Origin of the sequence: Pseudomonas sp. PB106 (genome assembly GCF_009764645.1) — a bacterium.
GTDB lineage: Bacteria > Pseudomonadota > Gammaproteobacteria > Pseudomonadales > Pseudomonadaceae > Aquipseudomonas.
In genome coordinates this window covers 130,624-147,341 of sequence record NZ_RWIM01000005.1, presented here as the reverse complement: position 1 = coordinate 147,341, position 16,718 = coordinate 130,624, and the positions used below count along the sequence as shown (strand labels likewise).

The following is a 16,718-nucleotide window of genomic DNA, read 5'->3' as shown; positions in this document are numbered from 1 at the left end:
GCATTACCGTGGTGCTCGCCGCTGCGCTGCATCGCGCAATTGCGCGCTGAAGCCCTTGGCCCGTTGTTTTTCCTGTTGTTGTTCAACGTGTGCCGGACTGTGCGTCAGATCCGCCGGGTTCAGAGTGAACAACGACGGATCACTCAATAAGCCATCGGCACTCAACCCGGTACGGCCCTGACGCCCCTGAATCCACAGCAGATCCAGTTCGCTTTCCAGGCGACTGGTGCGCACCGCTTGCTGGACGAATTGCCCCGGCACCAGACCCAGACCATTGCCCACCGACTCACTGGTGAATTCACCAACCGCCGCCAGACGCAGGTTGCTGCCATCGACGCCCCAGGCCGACAGCTCGGAAATTTCTGCCACGCGTTCAACCACGGGCGTGACAAACACCGCCGGTTGCGGATCGGGAATGAGGAAGTTGCGGTTCAGGGTGTTCGGGTCGCGCTCGAAGTTGTTGCCGCCCGGCGCCGGAATGAATGGCGTGGCAATGTCGAGGGTGATCGCCAACTCGGCCTGATCGCTGGCGCCGTTAAGGTCGTTGATGGTGTAAGTGAACACATCGCGCAGGATCTGCCCGAGACCGGCAGCAGCCAGTACTGCTGGATTGTTCTGATCGATGGTGTAGGTGTAGCTGCCGTCGGCGTTCAACACCAGCGTGCCGTAGAGGCCGATGATCGGCTGACCAATCACGCCCGCAGTCCCGGAATCAGCCTCGGCCCCCGTGCGAATTCCGACCACCACCAGATTGTCGTTATTGTCGACATCGCCGTCGTTGGGCAACACGTTACCGGTGGTTTGCGGCGCCGGCGCCTGATCGCTGGCAAAACCGCTGTCGTTCTGCGCAACCGGCGCGTCGTTGGCCCCTTGAATCACCACGGTCAAGCGCGCATCCGACGTCGCGCCGGCGGTGTCGACCATGCGATAGGTGAAGGTTTCGCTGAGGGTTTCACCGGCAGTGCGCAAGGCCTGCACCACGGGATTGTTGTTGTCGATGACGTAGGTATAGCTGCCATCGGCGTTCAGCGTCAGTTGCCCATAGAGGCCGATCAACACTTGCCCGGCGCCGGTGGACTGCCCGGCCTGATTGCTCACGCTCTGCACCTGTTTGCTTTCGCCGTTGGCCACGCTGTCGACGTCAGTGTCGTTGTCCAGCACATTGCCCGTGGCGTTGCTGCCCGGCGTGCCGTTATTGACGCCGCCGGCCTCAAGCGCCGTGGCGCTGTCATCCACGGCAACCGGGGTGTCGTTGCGCCCGTCGACGGTGATGCGCAACTCGGCGGTGCTGGTATCGCCCCAGCGGTCGACGATGGTGTAGCTGAACACTTCGTTCAGGGTCTGGCCGCTCTGGCGCAAGGCCTGGACGGCGGCCAGATTGTTGTCGACGGTGTAGGTGTAGCTGCCGTCAGCGTTGATCAGCAGGTCGCCATAAAGTCCGCGCAACGACGTGCCGACGCTGCCCACCGTACCGATGTCGCTGACCGTGCCGGTGTGAATGCCGATCACCGACAGCGGGTCGCTTTCGGCATCGGTGTCGTTGTCCAGGACATTGCCGCCGGGATTGATCCCCGGTTGACTGTTGTTGCTGCCGCCGGCCTCGACCGCTGTCGCCGTGTCGGTGTTGGCCTCCGGCGCCGAGTTGCGCCCGCGAATGATGATGTGGATTTCCGCCAGATCGGTCTGCCCGCCACGGTCGCTGACCTGATAGGTGAAGCGTTCGTTGAGAAATTGCAGCGGGCCCAAGGCCAGAACGGTCGGATTGCTCGAGTCGAGGTTGTAGGTGTAGCTGCCATCGGCGCCAATGATCAGTTGTCCGTAGAGGCCGTTGATCAGCGTGCCGTTGCTGTTGTTGGTGCCGGCCGTGACCCCAGACAGACTACCGCCAGTGTCTTCAGTGCCGAAACGGATACCGGTGACGATCTTGCTGTCGCCCTGATCGACATCGGTGTCGTTGGGCAGCACATTGCCGCTCGGATTGACGCCATTGCCGTTGCCGTTATCAGCCACGGCGAGCGCCGTATCATTGGCCGCGACCGGCGCATCCCAGGCACCGTCGATGCGGATGCTCAATTGCGCGTTGTCGGTGGCGCCGGCGATATCACGCATGCGATAGGTGAAGGTTTCCACCAGCGAATCGCCGACTTTCAATGCCTGCACGGCCGCCAGCGTGTTGTTGATCACGTAGCTGTAAGTGCCGTCGGTATTGATCGTCAAGGTGCCGTACAAACCATTGAAGGTCTGCGCGGCAACGACATTGGTGAAGGTGCCGCCCGCCGCTTCGCTGCCGCTGCGAATCCCGGTGACCAGTTTGACGTCGTTGGCATCGACATCGGTGTCATTGGTCAGCACGTTGCCGCTCGGATTGACCCCCGGTGTGCCGTTGAACGTGCCACCGGCCTCAATCGCCACGGCACTGTCATCGCTGGCAAGCGGATTGTCGTTGGCCCCGCGAATGGTGATGGTCAGCGTCGCGCTGCTGGTGGCGCCGGCGAGGTCGCGGATCTGGTAGGTGAAGGTCTCCGTCAGCGTGTCGGCATTGCTGCGCAGTGCCTGGACCTGCGGGTTGAGGTTGTCGACCAGATAGCTGTAACTGCCATCGGCATTCAGGGTGAGGACGCCGTAGGTGCCATTGAAACCACTGCCGATCAGGCCCACCGAGGAGCCCTGAGTGACACCGATCACGCTGAGCACTTCGCCGTTGCCATCGACGTCAGTGTCATTGCTCAGCACATTACCGCTGGGATTGGTACCCGGAGTGGCATTGTTCGCACCGCCGGCCTCGACGGCGGTGTTGCTGTCGTTCTGCGCGACCGGCGTGTCATTGCGGCCTTGAATAGTAATGTTCAACGTGGCGCGGTCGCTGGCTCCGGCCGCGTCGATGACCTCGTAACTGAACGCGTCGAGCAGGGTATTACTGGCGCGCAAGGCCTGCACCGCCGCCATGCTGTTGTCGAGGCGATAGCTATAACTGCCGTCGGCGTTCAGGGTCAGCCAGCCATAAGTACCGCGCAACTCGGTGCCGAGGGTGCCGGCAGTACCGGTTGCGGCTTCGCTGCCGGTGCGCACCGAGGACACCGCGCGGGTTTCGCCATAGTCGTAGTTGGGCAGGTCGCCGGGGATTTCACCGCCATCGACATCCGCGTCGTTGTCCAGCACGTTGCCGCTGGGATCCTGGCCCGGCTGGTTGTTGTTCAAGCCACCGGCCTCGATGGCCACACCGGCGTCATCACTGGCCAGCGGATTGTCGTTCTGCCCACGGATCAGCACGATGATTTCGGCAGTGTCGATTTGCGGTGTAGCACCGACGCCATCGCTGACGGTGTAGGTGAAACGTTCCGAGAGCAGATCGGCGCTACGGCGCAGGGCCTGCACGTCCGGGTTACTGTTGTCGACTTCGTAGATGTAGCTGCCGTCCGGGAAAATCGTCAGCGTGCCGTACAGCCCGGCAATCACCGTGCCGCCGAGGTTTACCGCAATCGGCGTGCCTGGATCAGCAGTGGCGCCGGACTTGATCAGCGTCACCGTCAGTGGGTCACCGTCGGGATCGGTGTCGTTGACCGTAACGTCGCCCGAAGGGTTGACGCCCGGCGTGAGGTTGTTGACGCCGCCCGCTTCAGTGGCGACGGCGATGACGTTTTGCGCCACCGGTGGATCGTTGACACCATGCACGGTAATCACCAGTTGCGCGGTGTCGGTCAGGCCGGTGGTGTCGGTGACGCGGTAGGTGAAGAACTCGGTCAGGGTCTGGCCGGGAGCCAACGCTTGAACCAGTGCATTGGTGCTGTCGACGTCATAAAAGAACGAGCCATCGGCACCGATGCGCAAGGTGCCGTAGAGACCCGCCACCACGGTGCCGTTGGCGGAGGTGGTGCCAGTTGCCACGCCACTGAGCACGTCGACGGCCGGGTTGTAGGTGGCCTCGCTTTTGTTGATCACGCCGTTGACCAGCAACTGGCTGCTCGGCTGGTCGTTGGCATCAACGTCTTGATCGACGCCATTGCCACCCGGTTGAGTGATCGGCCCGGGACGGCTGGGGAATTGGATGACGTTGCCGCTTGGATTGCTTTCCGACGCGGAGCCATTGGTTGAAGCGGCTTGCGCCGAAGCCGCGTCATCGCTGGCCACGGGATTGTCGTTGGCGCCCTGAATGACGATGCGCAATTGCGCAACATCATCGAGCCCAGCGGTGTCGGTCAGCCGATAGCTGAAGAATTCCACCAGTTGTTGCCCGGCGCTCAGGCGCTGGACCGTGGCATTGTTGTTATCGACCACATAGCTGTAGGTGCCGTCAGGATTGATGGTCAAGGTGCCGTAGAGCCCGGAAATCGCCGTCTCGCCGCTGACCGGCGTGAAATTGCCGGCGCCCGCTTCGGCCACTGGACGAATGCCGGTCACGGTGCGGGTTTCGCCGTTGGCAGCGCTGTCGACGTCCTGGTCATTGGTCAGCACATTGCCTCTGGCATCGCTGCCCGGTGTGCCGTTGTTGACGCCGCCAGCCTCGATGGCCACACCGTCGTCATCGAGACCTTGCGGCGTGTCGTTGGCACCCTGAAGGGTCACGCTCAACGTCGCGGTCGAAGTCGCCCCTTCAAGGTCAGCGAGCACGTAACTGAAGTCATCCCGCAGGGTCTGGCCCAACAGGCGCAGCGCCTGCACGGCAGCGTTGTTGTTATCGACGACGTATTGATAGGAACCATTGCTGCCAATCACCAACTGGCCGTACAAGCCATTGATCACCGTGACGCCCAGCACTGGCGTCTGGATGCCGGCGCCAGGGCCGACCGAGACCACGTGCAGGCGATCGGCATTGGTGGCGATGTCGACGTCGGTGTCGTTGGTCAGCACGTTGCCGCGCGGGTCGACCCCGGCAGAAGCGTTGTTGAGGCCGCCGGCTTCCACCGCTGTGGCGCTGTCGTTGACCCCAACCGGGTTGTCGTTGACCGCCGCGAGGATGATTTGCAGGGTGTCGGTGTCGGTCAGCGCATCGGCGGCGGTGCCGGGAATCCCGTCGCCATCGGCATCGCCATAGTTGCCACGGTCATTGCTGAGCACGGTCAGCGTGTCGGTGCCGTTGAAGTTGGCGTTGCCCAGATATTGCAGGCTGGCGAGCGCGGTGTTGATGTCGGCGAGGTTGCCAGTCAGGGTCAGGCTCGCGGTGTTGGCCCCGCTGACCGTCACGCCCGGCACGGTGGCGCCAAGGAACAGCGTGCCGTGGGTGACCGTCAGAATCACGCTGATGGCGCGGTCGTTGACGTTCGGGTCGCGGTCAGCATCGACATCGGCGACGCTGATCCCGCCGATGTTCAGCACGATGTCTTCCTGGCCGTTTTGCGTGCCGGGGAGGGTGTTCACTGGCGCGTCGTTCTGTTCGACGTAACCGGCGTTGGCGCTTTGCGTGTCGGCATCGCCCAAGGTGATGGTGACCTGGCCAAGAGTGCCGGCATCGCTGTCGACCCGTACGCGCAAATCCCCGATCGGTTGCGGATAACTGACCAGCCCGGCGGGTACATCGATGCGGAACACGCCCAGTGGCAAGACGCCAAAACGGTATTGGCCGTTGGCATCGGTTGTGGTGGTGAATTGCAGATTGTCGGCCGTGGTGTCGAGGCGTCCGTCGGCACCGGCCCAGGTCAGGGTCACGGTTTGCCCGGCCAGACCGGCGCCATCCGGCGTAACGCTGGCGGTCGGGCTGGCGGTGTCGTTCCACAATGTGCCGCTGATCACCCCGAGTCCGGCGTTGTCGCGCAAGATGTACTGATTCGGCCCGACCGCACTGCCATCGCGCTCGCCCGTGGTGGTGCCATCGACACCCACCGTGTTGCCGCCCCAACTGGTGAAATCTTCCGGCAGGCTGCTCCAGGTCAGCGTCGCGTTGCTGCTGGCGACGATGGTCGAGTTGGGCAGATCCACCGAGTAGCGCACCTGAATCTGCGCACCAACATCCAGTTGATCGAAGTTGACGCTCAAACCGCCGCTGGTGCTGAAGCTGATCCCCGCCGGCAGATTGCCCGGACCGTACGTCACACCATTGATGCTGACGCTGAGCAAGGTGTAGTTGCTGCCGCCGGCAAAGTTATCGCTGACTTGTGCATCGAACGCCGGCAGTCCGCCGTTCTGGGTGAAACTCAATTGCACGGTGGCGTTGCCAACGGTGCCGCTCGGGTTGGGGTTGAAGTTGATGATCTGCTTGTCGAGGCCGCTGAAGCTTGGCTCGACCACGCGTTCGAACACCGTGTCACTGACCGCACGCCCCGCGCCATTGACGACTTCCTGCGCGGTCACCGCCAGTTGCGCGCCGGCAACGTTGGCGGCGATGTTGGTCACGCGCACGTTGAATTCGATGGAAATGCCTTCGAGGTCGTCATCGTTGCCATTGCCATTGACCACGTTGCCCAGGTTGAACGTCACCACCTGGCTGCCATCGGGATTGGTGATGACGGTCAAGCGGCTCGGGTCGAAGATACCTTGTGGCGCCAGCCCGGACAGGTCGGAGGTAATCGGCAGGGCTTCGGCGCTGTTTTCGTTGCCATCGATGTCCAGCGTGCCGCCGACGATCAGGTTGGCGTCGCTGGTCAGGCCGCCGTTGGAAATGAAGGCGATGCGCAGGGCATTGACCAGTGCATCCGGCGATATGAACTGCAAGCCGTTGGCCAGGGTGATCTGTATCTGATAGTTGGGGTTGTTGCCCTCGGGCACCAGCACCACCACGCGGTAGCGGATCACTTCGCCGACGGTGACTTGCTCGACGGTTGCTGTGGTCGGGTTGGGCGCGGCGGTGTCCGGCAGGCCACCCACGCGGGAGATTTCGATGGCCTGAGCCACCGGAATCAGCAAAGTCGACAGGTTGCGGTAATCGTTGAGGGTGCCGCCATTGAGCACGCCGTCGACGCCGCTGCGTTCGCCGGCATTGCCGCCGTCGAGGCTGGTCCATTGCACGCTGGCGACGTTGGCGATGTTCGACAACGCTGCGGCGCTGGCGTTGACCACACCACTGAGCTGCAAGACGATGCTGCCGCCCTTGGCGATGTCGATATTGGCGCCGCTGGCGGTGCGCAACTGGCCGCCGACGATTTCAAAGGCTACGCCGCCGTTGTTGGTCGCGCCGTTCTGATAGAGCACGCCGACCAGCGTGACGTTGCTCAACTGGGTGGGCAGGGTGTCGAGGAAACTGATGTCGAACGCACTGAAATCGGTGGCGCCATTGCCGTTGCTGATGGTGATGGTGAACGTCACCGTATCGCCCTGATCGTAACCGCCGAGGCCGGAGGTAGAGGTGATCACCTGGTTGACCTGCAAGGTCGGCTCACGCACGGTCACCGTGGGCTGGCCACCCGTGAGTGCGACGGTGCGATCCACGGCCACTGCGCCATTCGGCGTGTCGCCGTCCGGATCACTGAACACCAGTTGCGCATTGTTCTGCAACGAGACGTTGGCCTGGTTGGCGATAACGTTGTTGGCCACCAGTTGCAGGCGAATCACGAAGGTGTTGTTGCCGGTCTGGTTGTCCGCCGAGACGCTGGAGACACTGAACGTCCAGCGCCCGTCGACGCCATCGCCGCCCAACGTGCCACCAATCCCGGCGAAACCGCTGACCAGCACGCTGCCGGCGAAGTCAGCACCCAGTGCGCCGCTGCCGGCACGGGTGGTGATGATCTGGTAGCCGAGGCCGTTATTGAAACTGGTATCGAGGCGCATGCCCGGTGGAATCAGGTCTTCGATGCGCAGGTTCTGCGTGGTGCCTTCGGGCAGGGTGACGACAATGTCGTAGCGCATGCTTTCGCCAATCACCAGATCGCTGCCGGTGGTATGGGCGGCGCTGGAGTCGCCATTGTCGAGGGTGCCATCGGCGAACACTTTGCCGATCACTGGGGCGGCCACTTGCTGCGCGGCCAGATCGGTAAGGTCGGTCGGGGTAAAATCGGTGCCGCCGTTGACGCTGGCGTAATTGCTCAAAGTGGCAGTGGTCTGCAGGTTGCGGCTGGCCTCGATGGTGGCGCTGACCACCACGTCATAACTGATTACCACCACGTTGGCGCCACTGGTGTCGGCGGCGGTGCCGCTGCGTCCGGCGAGGAGCGAGGCCTGACCGCCAGCATCGAGAAAAGTGATCTGATTGCCGCTGACGCTGTAGTCGGTGCCCAACACCAGCAGCGTGGCGTCGCCGCGATAAATCTGCAGATTGGCCGCCGCCAGGCTGCCGCCGACAAAACTCAAACCGGAGGGCAGGGCGATGCTGGTGCTGACATCAAAGGCGCCGCCGCCACCGCTGTTCTCAATCGCAGTAACCAGACGCAAACGGTCGGCGCCGTCGATGTTGTTGATGTTGCCGTCGACCGCCGACAGGTCGGTGACACTGCCATTGAACGGCACCCCGGTGCTGCCCGGCGGGTTCCAGCTACCGGTGGTGCCAGTGACCGTGCCGTTGGAGCCCGAGACCACGCCATGTTTGATGTTGAGCACCGGCTCGGCGACGGAAACAATCGCCACCACGTCAGAGGAAATGAGCGTGCGGTCGGTGAGGGTGGTTTGCTGGCTCGATTGCGCGAGCACATCCAGCGAGCGCTGGTCGGCAAACGGCTGATCGCCGACGCGCACGGTGAAGCGAATGACGATGCGGCTGCCGGTGGTGGTATTGGTCGCAAAGCTGCCGAAGTCGAAGACCACCGAGTTGCCATCGGCACTGGTCACGCTGACCACGCCGCCGCCATTGGTGTTACCTGCGCCCAGCTCCCATTGGCCGACGTCACTGCCCGTCCCCCAGGTAATTCCGTTGACATCGAACAAAGGCAACGGCAGGTACGCCGTGAGTTTGAATTGCTCGTAATCGCCGGTCACCAGGTCGTAACTCAGCTCGAAGGTCACTTCATCGCCGGGGCGCAACTCGCCATTGCCCGGCGGCGCGCCGTTGTTGACCTCGACCAGATTGATATCGACGTTGCTGGTCGGAATCACGCTGGTGGTGGTCGAACCATCGGTTTCACTTTCGCCGGTCAGGTTGAATTGATCCTGCAACAACGTGCCGTCCACGGTGGCGGTATTGCCGAGTTCATCGCCTTCGTTGATGTCCGGGTGCGGGTTGCCCGAAGGCGGCTTGTAGGTCTGGCCGACAATGGCCGAATAGCTCAACACGGCGACCACCGCGCCTTGCAACGTGTCGTCGAAGGCCAGATCACCGTTGAGCCAGCCACGAATATTGGAAAACGCATTGCGCAACGATTGGGCGATGTCGAACACCATCGAAGTGCTGCCGTCGGCGTTGTTGACCACGCTTGTGACCAGGGTGATGGTCTGCACCACGCCGTTGATGGTCACGGTGAGCGTCGGCGTGCCGCTGAGGGTCTGGCCGTCGCTGAGTTGATCGCGGATGACCAATTGGCCTTCGTTGAAGAAGTCCTTGCCGAAGGCGAAGTAGTCGGAAATCGCCAGGTTGAGGGTGTATTGCAGGGTGTCGCCGGGGCTGATGCCGGTGTGACCGACGTCGTTCTGCATCGTTGCAGTTTTCAGCAACGTGATCGACTTGGCGATGAACTGCGTGCCTTGGCCGGTGCCGCTGAAATCGATGGTGGTGTTCGGCGCGGTCAGGTCGCGCGGGTCGAGCGGCACCCATTGCCCCGAAGCTGTCGGTGGGCCAAGGGTCACGGTGACGGCATCGCCGGTGACCGGGTTGATCACCGGTTGGCCGTTGGCATCGACTTCCGGCACATAGAAGGCCACCACGGTGTCGGTCTTGCCGCTCAGGTTGTCGTACGCGACGGTGAATGAGTTGATGTAAACGTCATTGGCCGCAATCAACACGGCGATTTCCGCCGGGTTGGTCACCACGGTGCCGTCATGCAACGTGATTGAGGTCAGCCGACCGCCGGGGCCGGGCGTGATGGAATTAACCTGGATATTGTCCGGCAGCGGTTGGGTGATGACGACATTGGTCAGCGTCTGGCCCGGTGCCGGCGTGGCCGACAAAGTCAGCGTGCGCACATAGTTGGGGCCGGTGGCGGTTTCGCCTTCCGGGGTATTGATCGTTTCGCTGACGGTAATCACCGTCGGGTGCACGACGAAGGCCGCGGTGCCGGCCTGAATCAGGCTCGGATCGTTGGTCGGGTTGTCCAGCGCATCATTGCCGAACTCGAAGCCGCCGCTGGCGCGGATGGTCAGGTCGGGCGTGCCGTTGGAAAACGCCGTGTCGGCCAGACTGCTCAGGCTCGCGGTGACCTGCACGCCGATCACCGGTTGCTGATTGGTCACGCTGGCGAACGGCAGTTCAATCACCACCAGTTTGTCACCGGCGCGCATGCCGTAAGTCGCGGCGTTGATGATCAGGAAATTGCCGTTGGCGTCCTTGGCCAACGGATGCGTGGCGTTGCCATTGGCGTCGAACGTCACCACGTGGCTGATCAGGTTTTGCCCCAGGTACGTGGCCGAAATGAAATTGACGCCGTCGTCGCCGTCCTTGCCGGTGGCGGGCATTGCCAGGTTGATGAACGGTGCGTAACCGACCTGGGTCGAGGTGTTGCTGAAATTCACGGTGAAGGTGAACCGGTCGCCCAACAACACATCGCTGCCGCCGGTGGATACCGTGGCGGTGGGGGCCGCATCGGCGAGCAAACCGTCGAAATGCGCCATGGCGAGGCTGCTGATGGCGATGCTTTTGTCGATGTCGCCGACTTTGGTTTCCAGCGTCCAGTCGCCACCGGCCTTGTTGCTGCCGGTGTCGTTGCTGGAGGCGCCGACATCGGCACCGGTCCAGCGGGCCAGTTCGCTGACCAACGTCTGCCCGGCGGCACCCGCGCCGACGTCACAGCCGTACAGCTGAATGTCCGCGCCTTGGGTGAGGTTGCCGCGCCATTGTTCGAGAGTCTTGCCCAGTGAATCGATGTTGTCCGAGGTGACCGTGCGGCTGCCGAGGGTGAATTGTCCGGCGGCGCCGTGGGACATGATCTGGATCGAGTCGACCTTGCCCAATTGCGCCAGCGCGGCGGAGATCGCCGCCAAACCGTCTTCACCGACGTTCACTACAATCGCCGTGACATTGCCCGGTAATTGCGCGAGCAACTGGTCGCGGTTTTCGATGCGGCTGTCGATCACCAACAAGCTGCGTGCCGCCGACGGTGCCTGCTCGGTGGCGGCGCGACCTTCAGTCGGCGTGGCCTGGGGAACTTGCGCATCCACCGCAGCGGGCGGGGCGGCGGGGTCCGAGTGATGTTGCTCCACGGTCGCCGAAGCGGCGGCGCCGTCGAACAGAATTCTTGGCTCCAAAGCCAATGCCTGACGCTGCGGACGCAGATGCGCACCGCCGAATCCACTCCGTGAACCTTGCATGATCGGCCCTCATACTGCCTGCTGAATCCTTCCATTGAGTGCCGGCGCCAAGCGACGGACAAATTCAGCGTAGGTCGTTTCCTACGGTTTTCCAGCGCTGCGGCGGCTATTTCAGGGGCTTGGATCAGAAGGGAAGCGCAGCGCGATAGCAGCCTCTGGCCATCAATGCACAAGGGATTTGTGCGCATTGGCGCAGCCCGATACTGGCGTCTAGGCTGGACAGTCAGTCGCCCATTCGGGCGTCACGCCCAACGCAGGGACAGGAGCGGAACCGATGAAAGCCCCAGTCAGTATGGTCTGCCTGATGTTCACGCTGGTTCTCGCGCCGGGAGTCCGTGCCGATGATCCGCCCGCGCCACCGGCCACACCGGCGACCGATGCGGCGGACGACACGCCGCTGGTCAACCCGCAAGTGGTCGACAAGCTCATCGACATGGGCGATTACCTGCGCAGCCTGGCGAAATTCCAGGTCGACGCGCAGGTCTCGCGGGACACGGTTCTGGAGTCGGGGCAGAAGATCAAGACCGAGTCGGTCAACACCCTGAAAGTGGTCGGCCATGACCGTTTGTATGCGAAAAGCGAAGGCGATGTGCGCACCCGCGAGTTCTTCTACAACGGCAAAAAACTCACCCAGTATTCGCCCTATCTGAAGTACTACACGACGGTGGACGCACCGGCTACCGTCGCGGAAACCCTGCACAAGGTCGAGAACTACTACGGCGTGCAGGTGCCGATGGAGGATCTGTTTCTGTTCGGCAGCGACCAGGCGCAGATCGATGCCTTGAAAGCCGCGCTGTACGTCGGGCCATCGATCATCAAGGGCCAGCTCTGCGACCACTTGGCGTTCCGCCAGGAAGGCATCGACTGGCAGCTGTGGCTGACCCGCTCGGACAAACCGTTGCCGTGCAAACTGGTGATCACCACCACTGACGACAAGACCTATCCCGAGTACAGCGCGGTCTACCAGTGGAACCTCAAACCGACGATCCCGGACAGCCAGTTCACCTTCAAACCGGGCAAGGGCGATGTGGCGATTGCGATGAAAAAAACCAGCGAACAGGGAGGGCAGTGACATGCACAAGTCGATGACGTGGAGTCTGTTGATCTCGCTGGCCACCGCAATGCTCTTGACCGCAGGTTTGGTCGCTGAGGCGGACGCCCGTGGGCAACGTGCCCAGGGCCATGCCCGCGCCAACGTCAACCGTGCGCCGGCGCCCCATGCGCAACGGGCACAACGCATCAATGCGCCGCAGCGCGCCAATCATGTGAACGCCGGTAATCGGGTCAACTCGGGCAATCGGGTGAATGCCGGCAACAACGTCGGCAACCGCACCTACGTCAATAACAGCAATCGCAACGTCAACCGCAACCGTAACGTCAATATCAACAACCATCGCGACGTCGACATTGATGTCGATGGGCATGGTCGTTATGGCTACGACGATCACTATCATCCGATCGCGACCGCCGCCGCTGTGACGGCAACGGTTGCAGTGACAGCAGCGGTGGTCGGCTCGATTTTTACTCCGGCGCAAATGCCCAACGAGTGTGTGCAGGTGATTCGCTACAACGTTGCCTACATGCAGTGCGGTTCGACCTGGTACCAGCCGCAATATCAGGGCAGCGATGTGACGTATGTGGTGGTCAACGCGCCGTGATCAGGCTTTCGGCACCCAGGGTTGCATCAGCGCGAACATACCGCGACCGCCACGGCGCAACCCGGTGGCCAGGGTCAGCCACGACAGTTCGGTGACAATCACTTCACTGGCGGGCACCAGTCGCACTTCACCGGAAGTGCCGCCGGCAGGGCCTCCGTCAGGCATGAAGATGGTCAACCAGTCATCGACGCTTTCGACGATCAGGCACGGACGCCAGCCTTCGCCTTCAGCAATGATGCCGACCTTGGAACCGTCCTCGTTCTCCAACCCGGCAAAGCGCGCCGTGGTGTCCTTGAACAACTGGTAGCCCGGCAAGTTGCTGAGCAATTTGTTTTCCGTGGCTGCCATGGCCCGGGCCGCCACTGAAGTGCGCGCCAGCAACCCGGCGAGAAAACACAGCACGATCAGGCCGATCAACGTCGCCAGACTGATCAGCGTGACGCCGGCCACGTCATAGTCCTTGAACATCGGCAACAGCTTTTCCACAGGGCCGCGCAGCAGGTGAATGGCTTTTTCGACCAGCACGACGATCAGCACCAGCGGCAGGATGAACAGCAGACCACCGATCACGGTGGTCTTGATGAACTTGAACATGACGGCTCCTTGAATGACGTGCGATGCGGATTCAAGGCTAGCTGATGCTCAGCAACGTGCTGGCGGTGTGTCAGTCGATTCGCGGATGCTGTTGCGCCAGTTCCTGGCGTTTGGCTTCCAGCGCGGCGATTTCGGCGTCGATGTCTTCGATTTTCTGTTCGATATTGTCGTGGTGTTCCTGCAGCAGTTCCTTGGCTTCTTCGAGGTCGGAAGCCGCCGGAGCCGCACCGCGCAGGGGTTTGTTGGCGGTCTCCTTCATGGTCACACCGGTGATCAGACCGACCACGGCAATCACCATCAGGTAATACGCCGGCATGTACAGATCGTTGGTGCTTTCCACCAGCCAGGCCACGGCCGTCGGGGTCAGACCGGCGATCAACACCGAGACGTTGAAGGCACTGGCCAGCGCGCTGTAACGAATGTGGGTGGGGAACATCGCCGGCAGGGTCGAGGCCATCACACCGATGAAGAAGTTGAGCAGCACGGCGAGGATCAGCAGCCCGGAAAAAATCAGGCCGATGCTGCCGCTGTTGATCAGCATGAACGCCGGGATGGCAAACAGGAACAGGCCGATGCTGCCCACCACAATGAAGGGCTTACGGCCAATCTTGTCGCTGACAAAGCCAATCAACGGCTGCACAAACAGCATGCCGACCATGATTGCGATGATGATCAACACGCCACGGTTTTCGCTGTAATGCAGGTTGTGCGACAGGTAACTCGGCATGTACGTCAGCAGCATGTAATAGGTGACGTTGGTCACCGCGACCACGCCGATACAGGTCATCAGGCTGCGCCAGTGCTTGGTCGCCACTTCCTTGAACGAAACTTTCGGGCCACGGGCCAGGCCTTCGCGATCACCTTGTTCGAGTTTTTCAACGTGCTGCTGGAAGGCTGGGGTTTCTTCGAGGGCGTGACGCAGATAGAGGCCGATCATGCCCAGCGGCAGCGCGAGGAAGAACGGCAGGCGCCAGCCCCACGATTCGAATTGCTCCTCACCGAGCGTGGTCGAGATCAACACCACCACGCCGGCACCGAGGACGAAACCGGCAATCGAGCCGAAATCCAGCCAACTGCCGAGGAAGCCGCGTTTGCGATCCGGCGCGTATTCGGCGACGAAGATCGAGGCGCCGGTGTATTCACCACCGACCGAGAAGCCTTGGGCCATTTTCGCCAGCAATAAAAGGATCGGCGCCCAGATGCCAATCGAGGCATAGGACGGAATCAGACCGATGGCGAAGGTGCTCAGCGACATGATCACGATGGTCGCGGCGAGGACTTTCTGTCGTCCGTATTTGTCACCCAATGCGCCGAAGAACAGACCGCCCAACGGCCGGATCAGGAACGGCACGGAGAACGTCGCCAGCGCGGCGATCATTTGCGTGCCAGGGTCGGCGCCGGGGAAAAACACCTTGCCGAGCACATAGGCGACAAAGCCGTAGACCCCAAAGTCGAACCATTCCATGGCGTTGCCCAGTGCGGCGGCGGTAATCGCCTTGCGCATCTTGGCGTCGTCGACGATGGTGATGTCGTCCAGACCGATTGGCTTGACGGTTTTCTTGCGTGATTTCATCCGGTTTTTCTCTTTGCTAATCCATCTTGCCGCGTAGATGCCATCGATTTGATGGCGCGTACTCTTTGGCTCAGATACATGAGGTCACGAAATAATTCACTGCTCGGCGCTTTTTTTCCCCTGAGGAGAGTGTAGGAGCTGCCGCAGGGATTGCCTTTAGCGCGAACTGATCGTTCCCAAGCTCGCGTGGGAATCCAGCCCGTGACGCTCCGCGTCCCAAGATCAAAAGATCGCAGCCTGCGGCAGCTCCTACACAGCTGCCTGCATCCGCCGCGTGGAAAGGATTGGCTGAAATATCTCTGCAACACTTTGAAACATTCGCGTATCGCGGGCGGTCAACCGGTCACATTCTGCAATAAGAAGCGTCCATGAAAACCCCGCGTCCCTCCGCACGCCTTGAACCGTTGTCCCAACTACGCAATCTGAAAATGGCCCGATCGGCGCATGCGTATGTGCGCGGCAGCACCGTGCAATTCTATGAGTGGCTGCACAGCCAGCCGGGCCGCAGCCTGCCCAAAGGCCCGGCCGTGTGGATCTGTGGCGATTGCCATGCCGGTAATCTGGGCCCGACCGGGGATTTGAAAGGGCAGATCGACATTCATATTCGCGACCTTGATCAGACCGTGATCGGCAACCCGGCGCATGATCTGGTGCGTCTGGCGCTGTCGCTCGCCACCGCAGCGCGCGGCTCGGACCTGCCCGGCGTGGCCACCGCACGCATGCTCGAAGAAATGATGCGCGGCTACGAGCAAGCTTTTGCCGGCGATCTTGATGAAGATCCTCCCCGGCCAGCGCAAGTCAAAGCCGGAATGCGCAGCGCTGTGCAGCGCACGTGGAAGCATTTGGCCGAGGAACGCATCGAGAGCACCAAACCGACCATTCCCCTGGGCAAGCAATTCTGGGCGCTGTCACGGGATGAGCGTGCGGCGCTGAAGACTCTTTGCGCCACGCCGGAAATTCACACGCTCGTGACATCGTTGAAGGGCCGTTCCAAGGATGATCGGGTGAAAATGCTCGACTCGGCCTATTGGGTGAAGGGCTGTAGTTCGTTGGGCTTGAAGCGTTATGCCGTGCTGCTGGGCGTGGGCAAGGGCGATGACGAGGAATATTGCCTGCTCGATATCAAGGAAGCCGTCGGTGCCGCAGCACCCCGTGCCGCCCGGGCGGGCATGCCGCGCGACAATGGCAAGCGAGTGGTCGAAGGGGCGCGGTTTCTATCACCGGGGCTGGGTAACCGGATGCTGGCGACACGTATGCTCGATCACGGTTTTTTTGTCCGCGAACTGTTGCCGCAGGACATGAAGCTGGAACTCGATCAGTTGAGTCAGCGCGATGCAATGCTCGCGGCCGGATACCTGGCGCGGGTCGTCGGCGTGGCGCATGCCCGGCAAATGGATCTGGCGACACGATCGGCGTGGATGGCGGATCTGCAAAACTGCCGAACCAAACGTCTGGATGCGCCGTCCTGGCTGTGGACCAGTGTCGTGCAACTGGTTGGCAATCATGAAAAGGGTTATCTGGAACACTGCCGACGCTACGCGCTACAGCACTGACCGCGCTATCGGGCCAGACCC

6 protein-coding genes are annotated in these 16,718 nt (G+C 61.8%); 3 read left to right on the top strand and 3 right to left on the bottom strand.

Going from position 1 to position 16,718, the window contains the following annotated elements:
• Positions 1 to 3: 3 nt before the first annotated feature.
• A complete protein-coding gene (locus EJA71_RS01320; protein ID WP_158953633.1) occupies positions 4 to 11,319 on the bottom strand; it encodes a VCBS domain-containing protein in 11,316 nt (3,771 codons plus the stop codon).
• Positions 11,320 to 11,593: 274 nt separating this feature from the next.
• Here EJA71_RS01320 and EJA71_RS01315 point away from each other — a divergent pair, with 274 nt between their 5' ends.
• Positions 11,594 to 12,391: a DUF2092 domain-containing protein gene (locus EJA71_RS01315; RefSeq protein ID WP_158953631.1), complete on the top strand. Its 798-nt coding sequence runs from the start codon at positions 11,594 to 11,596 to the stop codon at positions 12,389 to 12,391.
• A 1-nt stretch (position 12,392) separates the two neighbouring features.
• Positions 12,393 to 12,977 carry a hypothetical protein gene (locus EJA71_RS01310; RefSeq protein WP_158953629.1) on the top strand — a complete coding sequence of 195 codons (585 nt, stop codon included), beginning with the start codon at positions 12,393 to 12,395 and terminating at the stop codon, positions 12,975 to 12,977.
• Here the strand turns inward: EJA71_RS01310 and EJA71_RS01305 are convergent, their stop codons facing one another.
• Positions 12,978 to 13,571: a hypothetical protein gene (locus tag EJA71_RS01305; protein ID WP_158953627.1), complete on the bottom strand. Its 594-nt coding sequence runs from the start codon at positions 13,569 to 13,571 to the stop codon at positions 12,978 to 12,980.
• Between the two features lie 70 nt (positions 13,572 to 13,641).
• Complete coding sequence (gene proP, locus EJA71_RS01300; RefSeq protein WP_158953625.1) at positions 13,642 to 15,144, bottom strand: glycine betaine/L-proline transporter ProP; 1,503 nt, start codon at positions 15,142 to 15,144, stop codon at positions 13,642 to 13,644.
• 368 nt (positions 15,145 to 15,512) lie between these two features.
• Here proP and EJA71_RS01295 point away from each other — a divergent pair, with 368 nt between their 5' ends.
• Positions 15,513 to 16,697: a DUF2252 family protein gene (locus EJA71_RS01295; RefSeq protein WP_158953623.1), complete on the top strand. Its 1,185-nt coding sequence runs from the start codon at positions 15,513 to 15,515 to the stop codon at positions 16,695 to 16,697.
• Positions 16,698 to 16,718 lie beyond the last annotated feature (21 nt).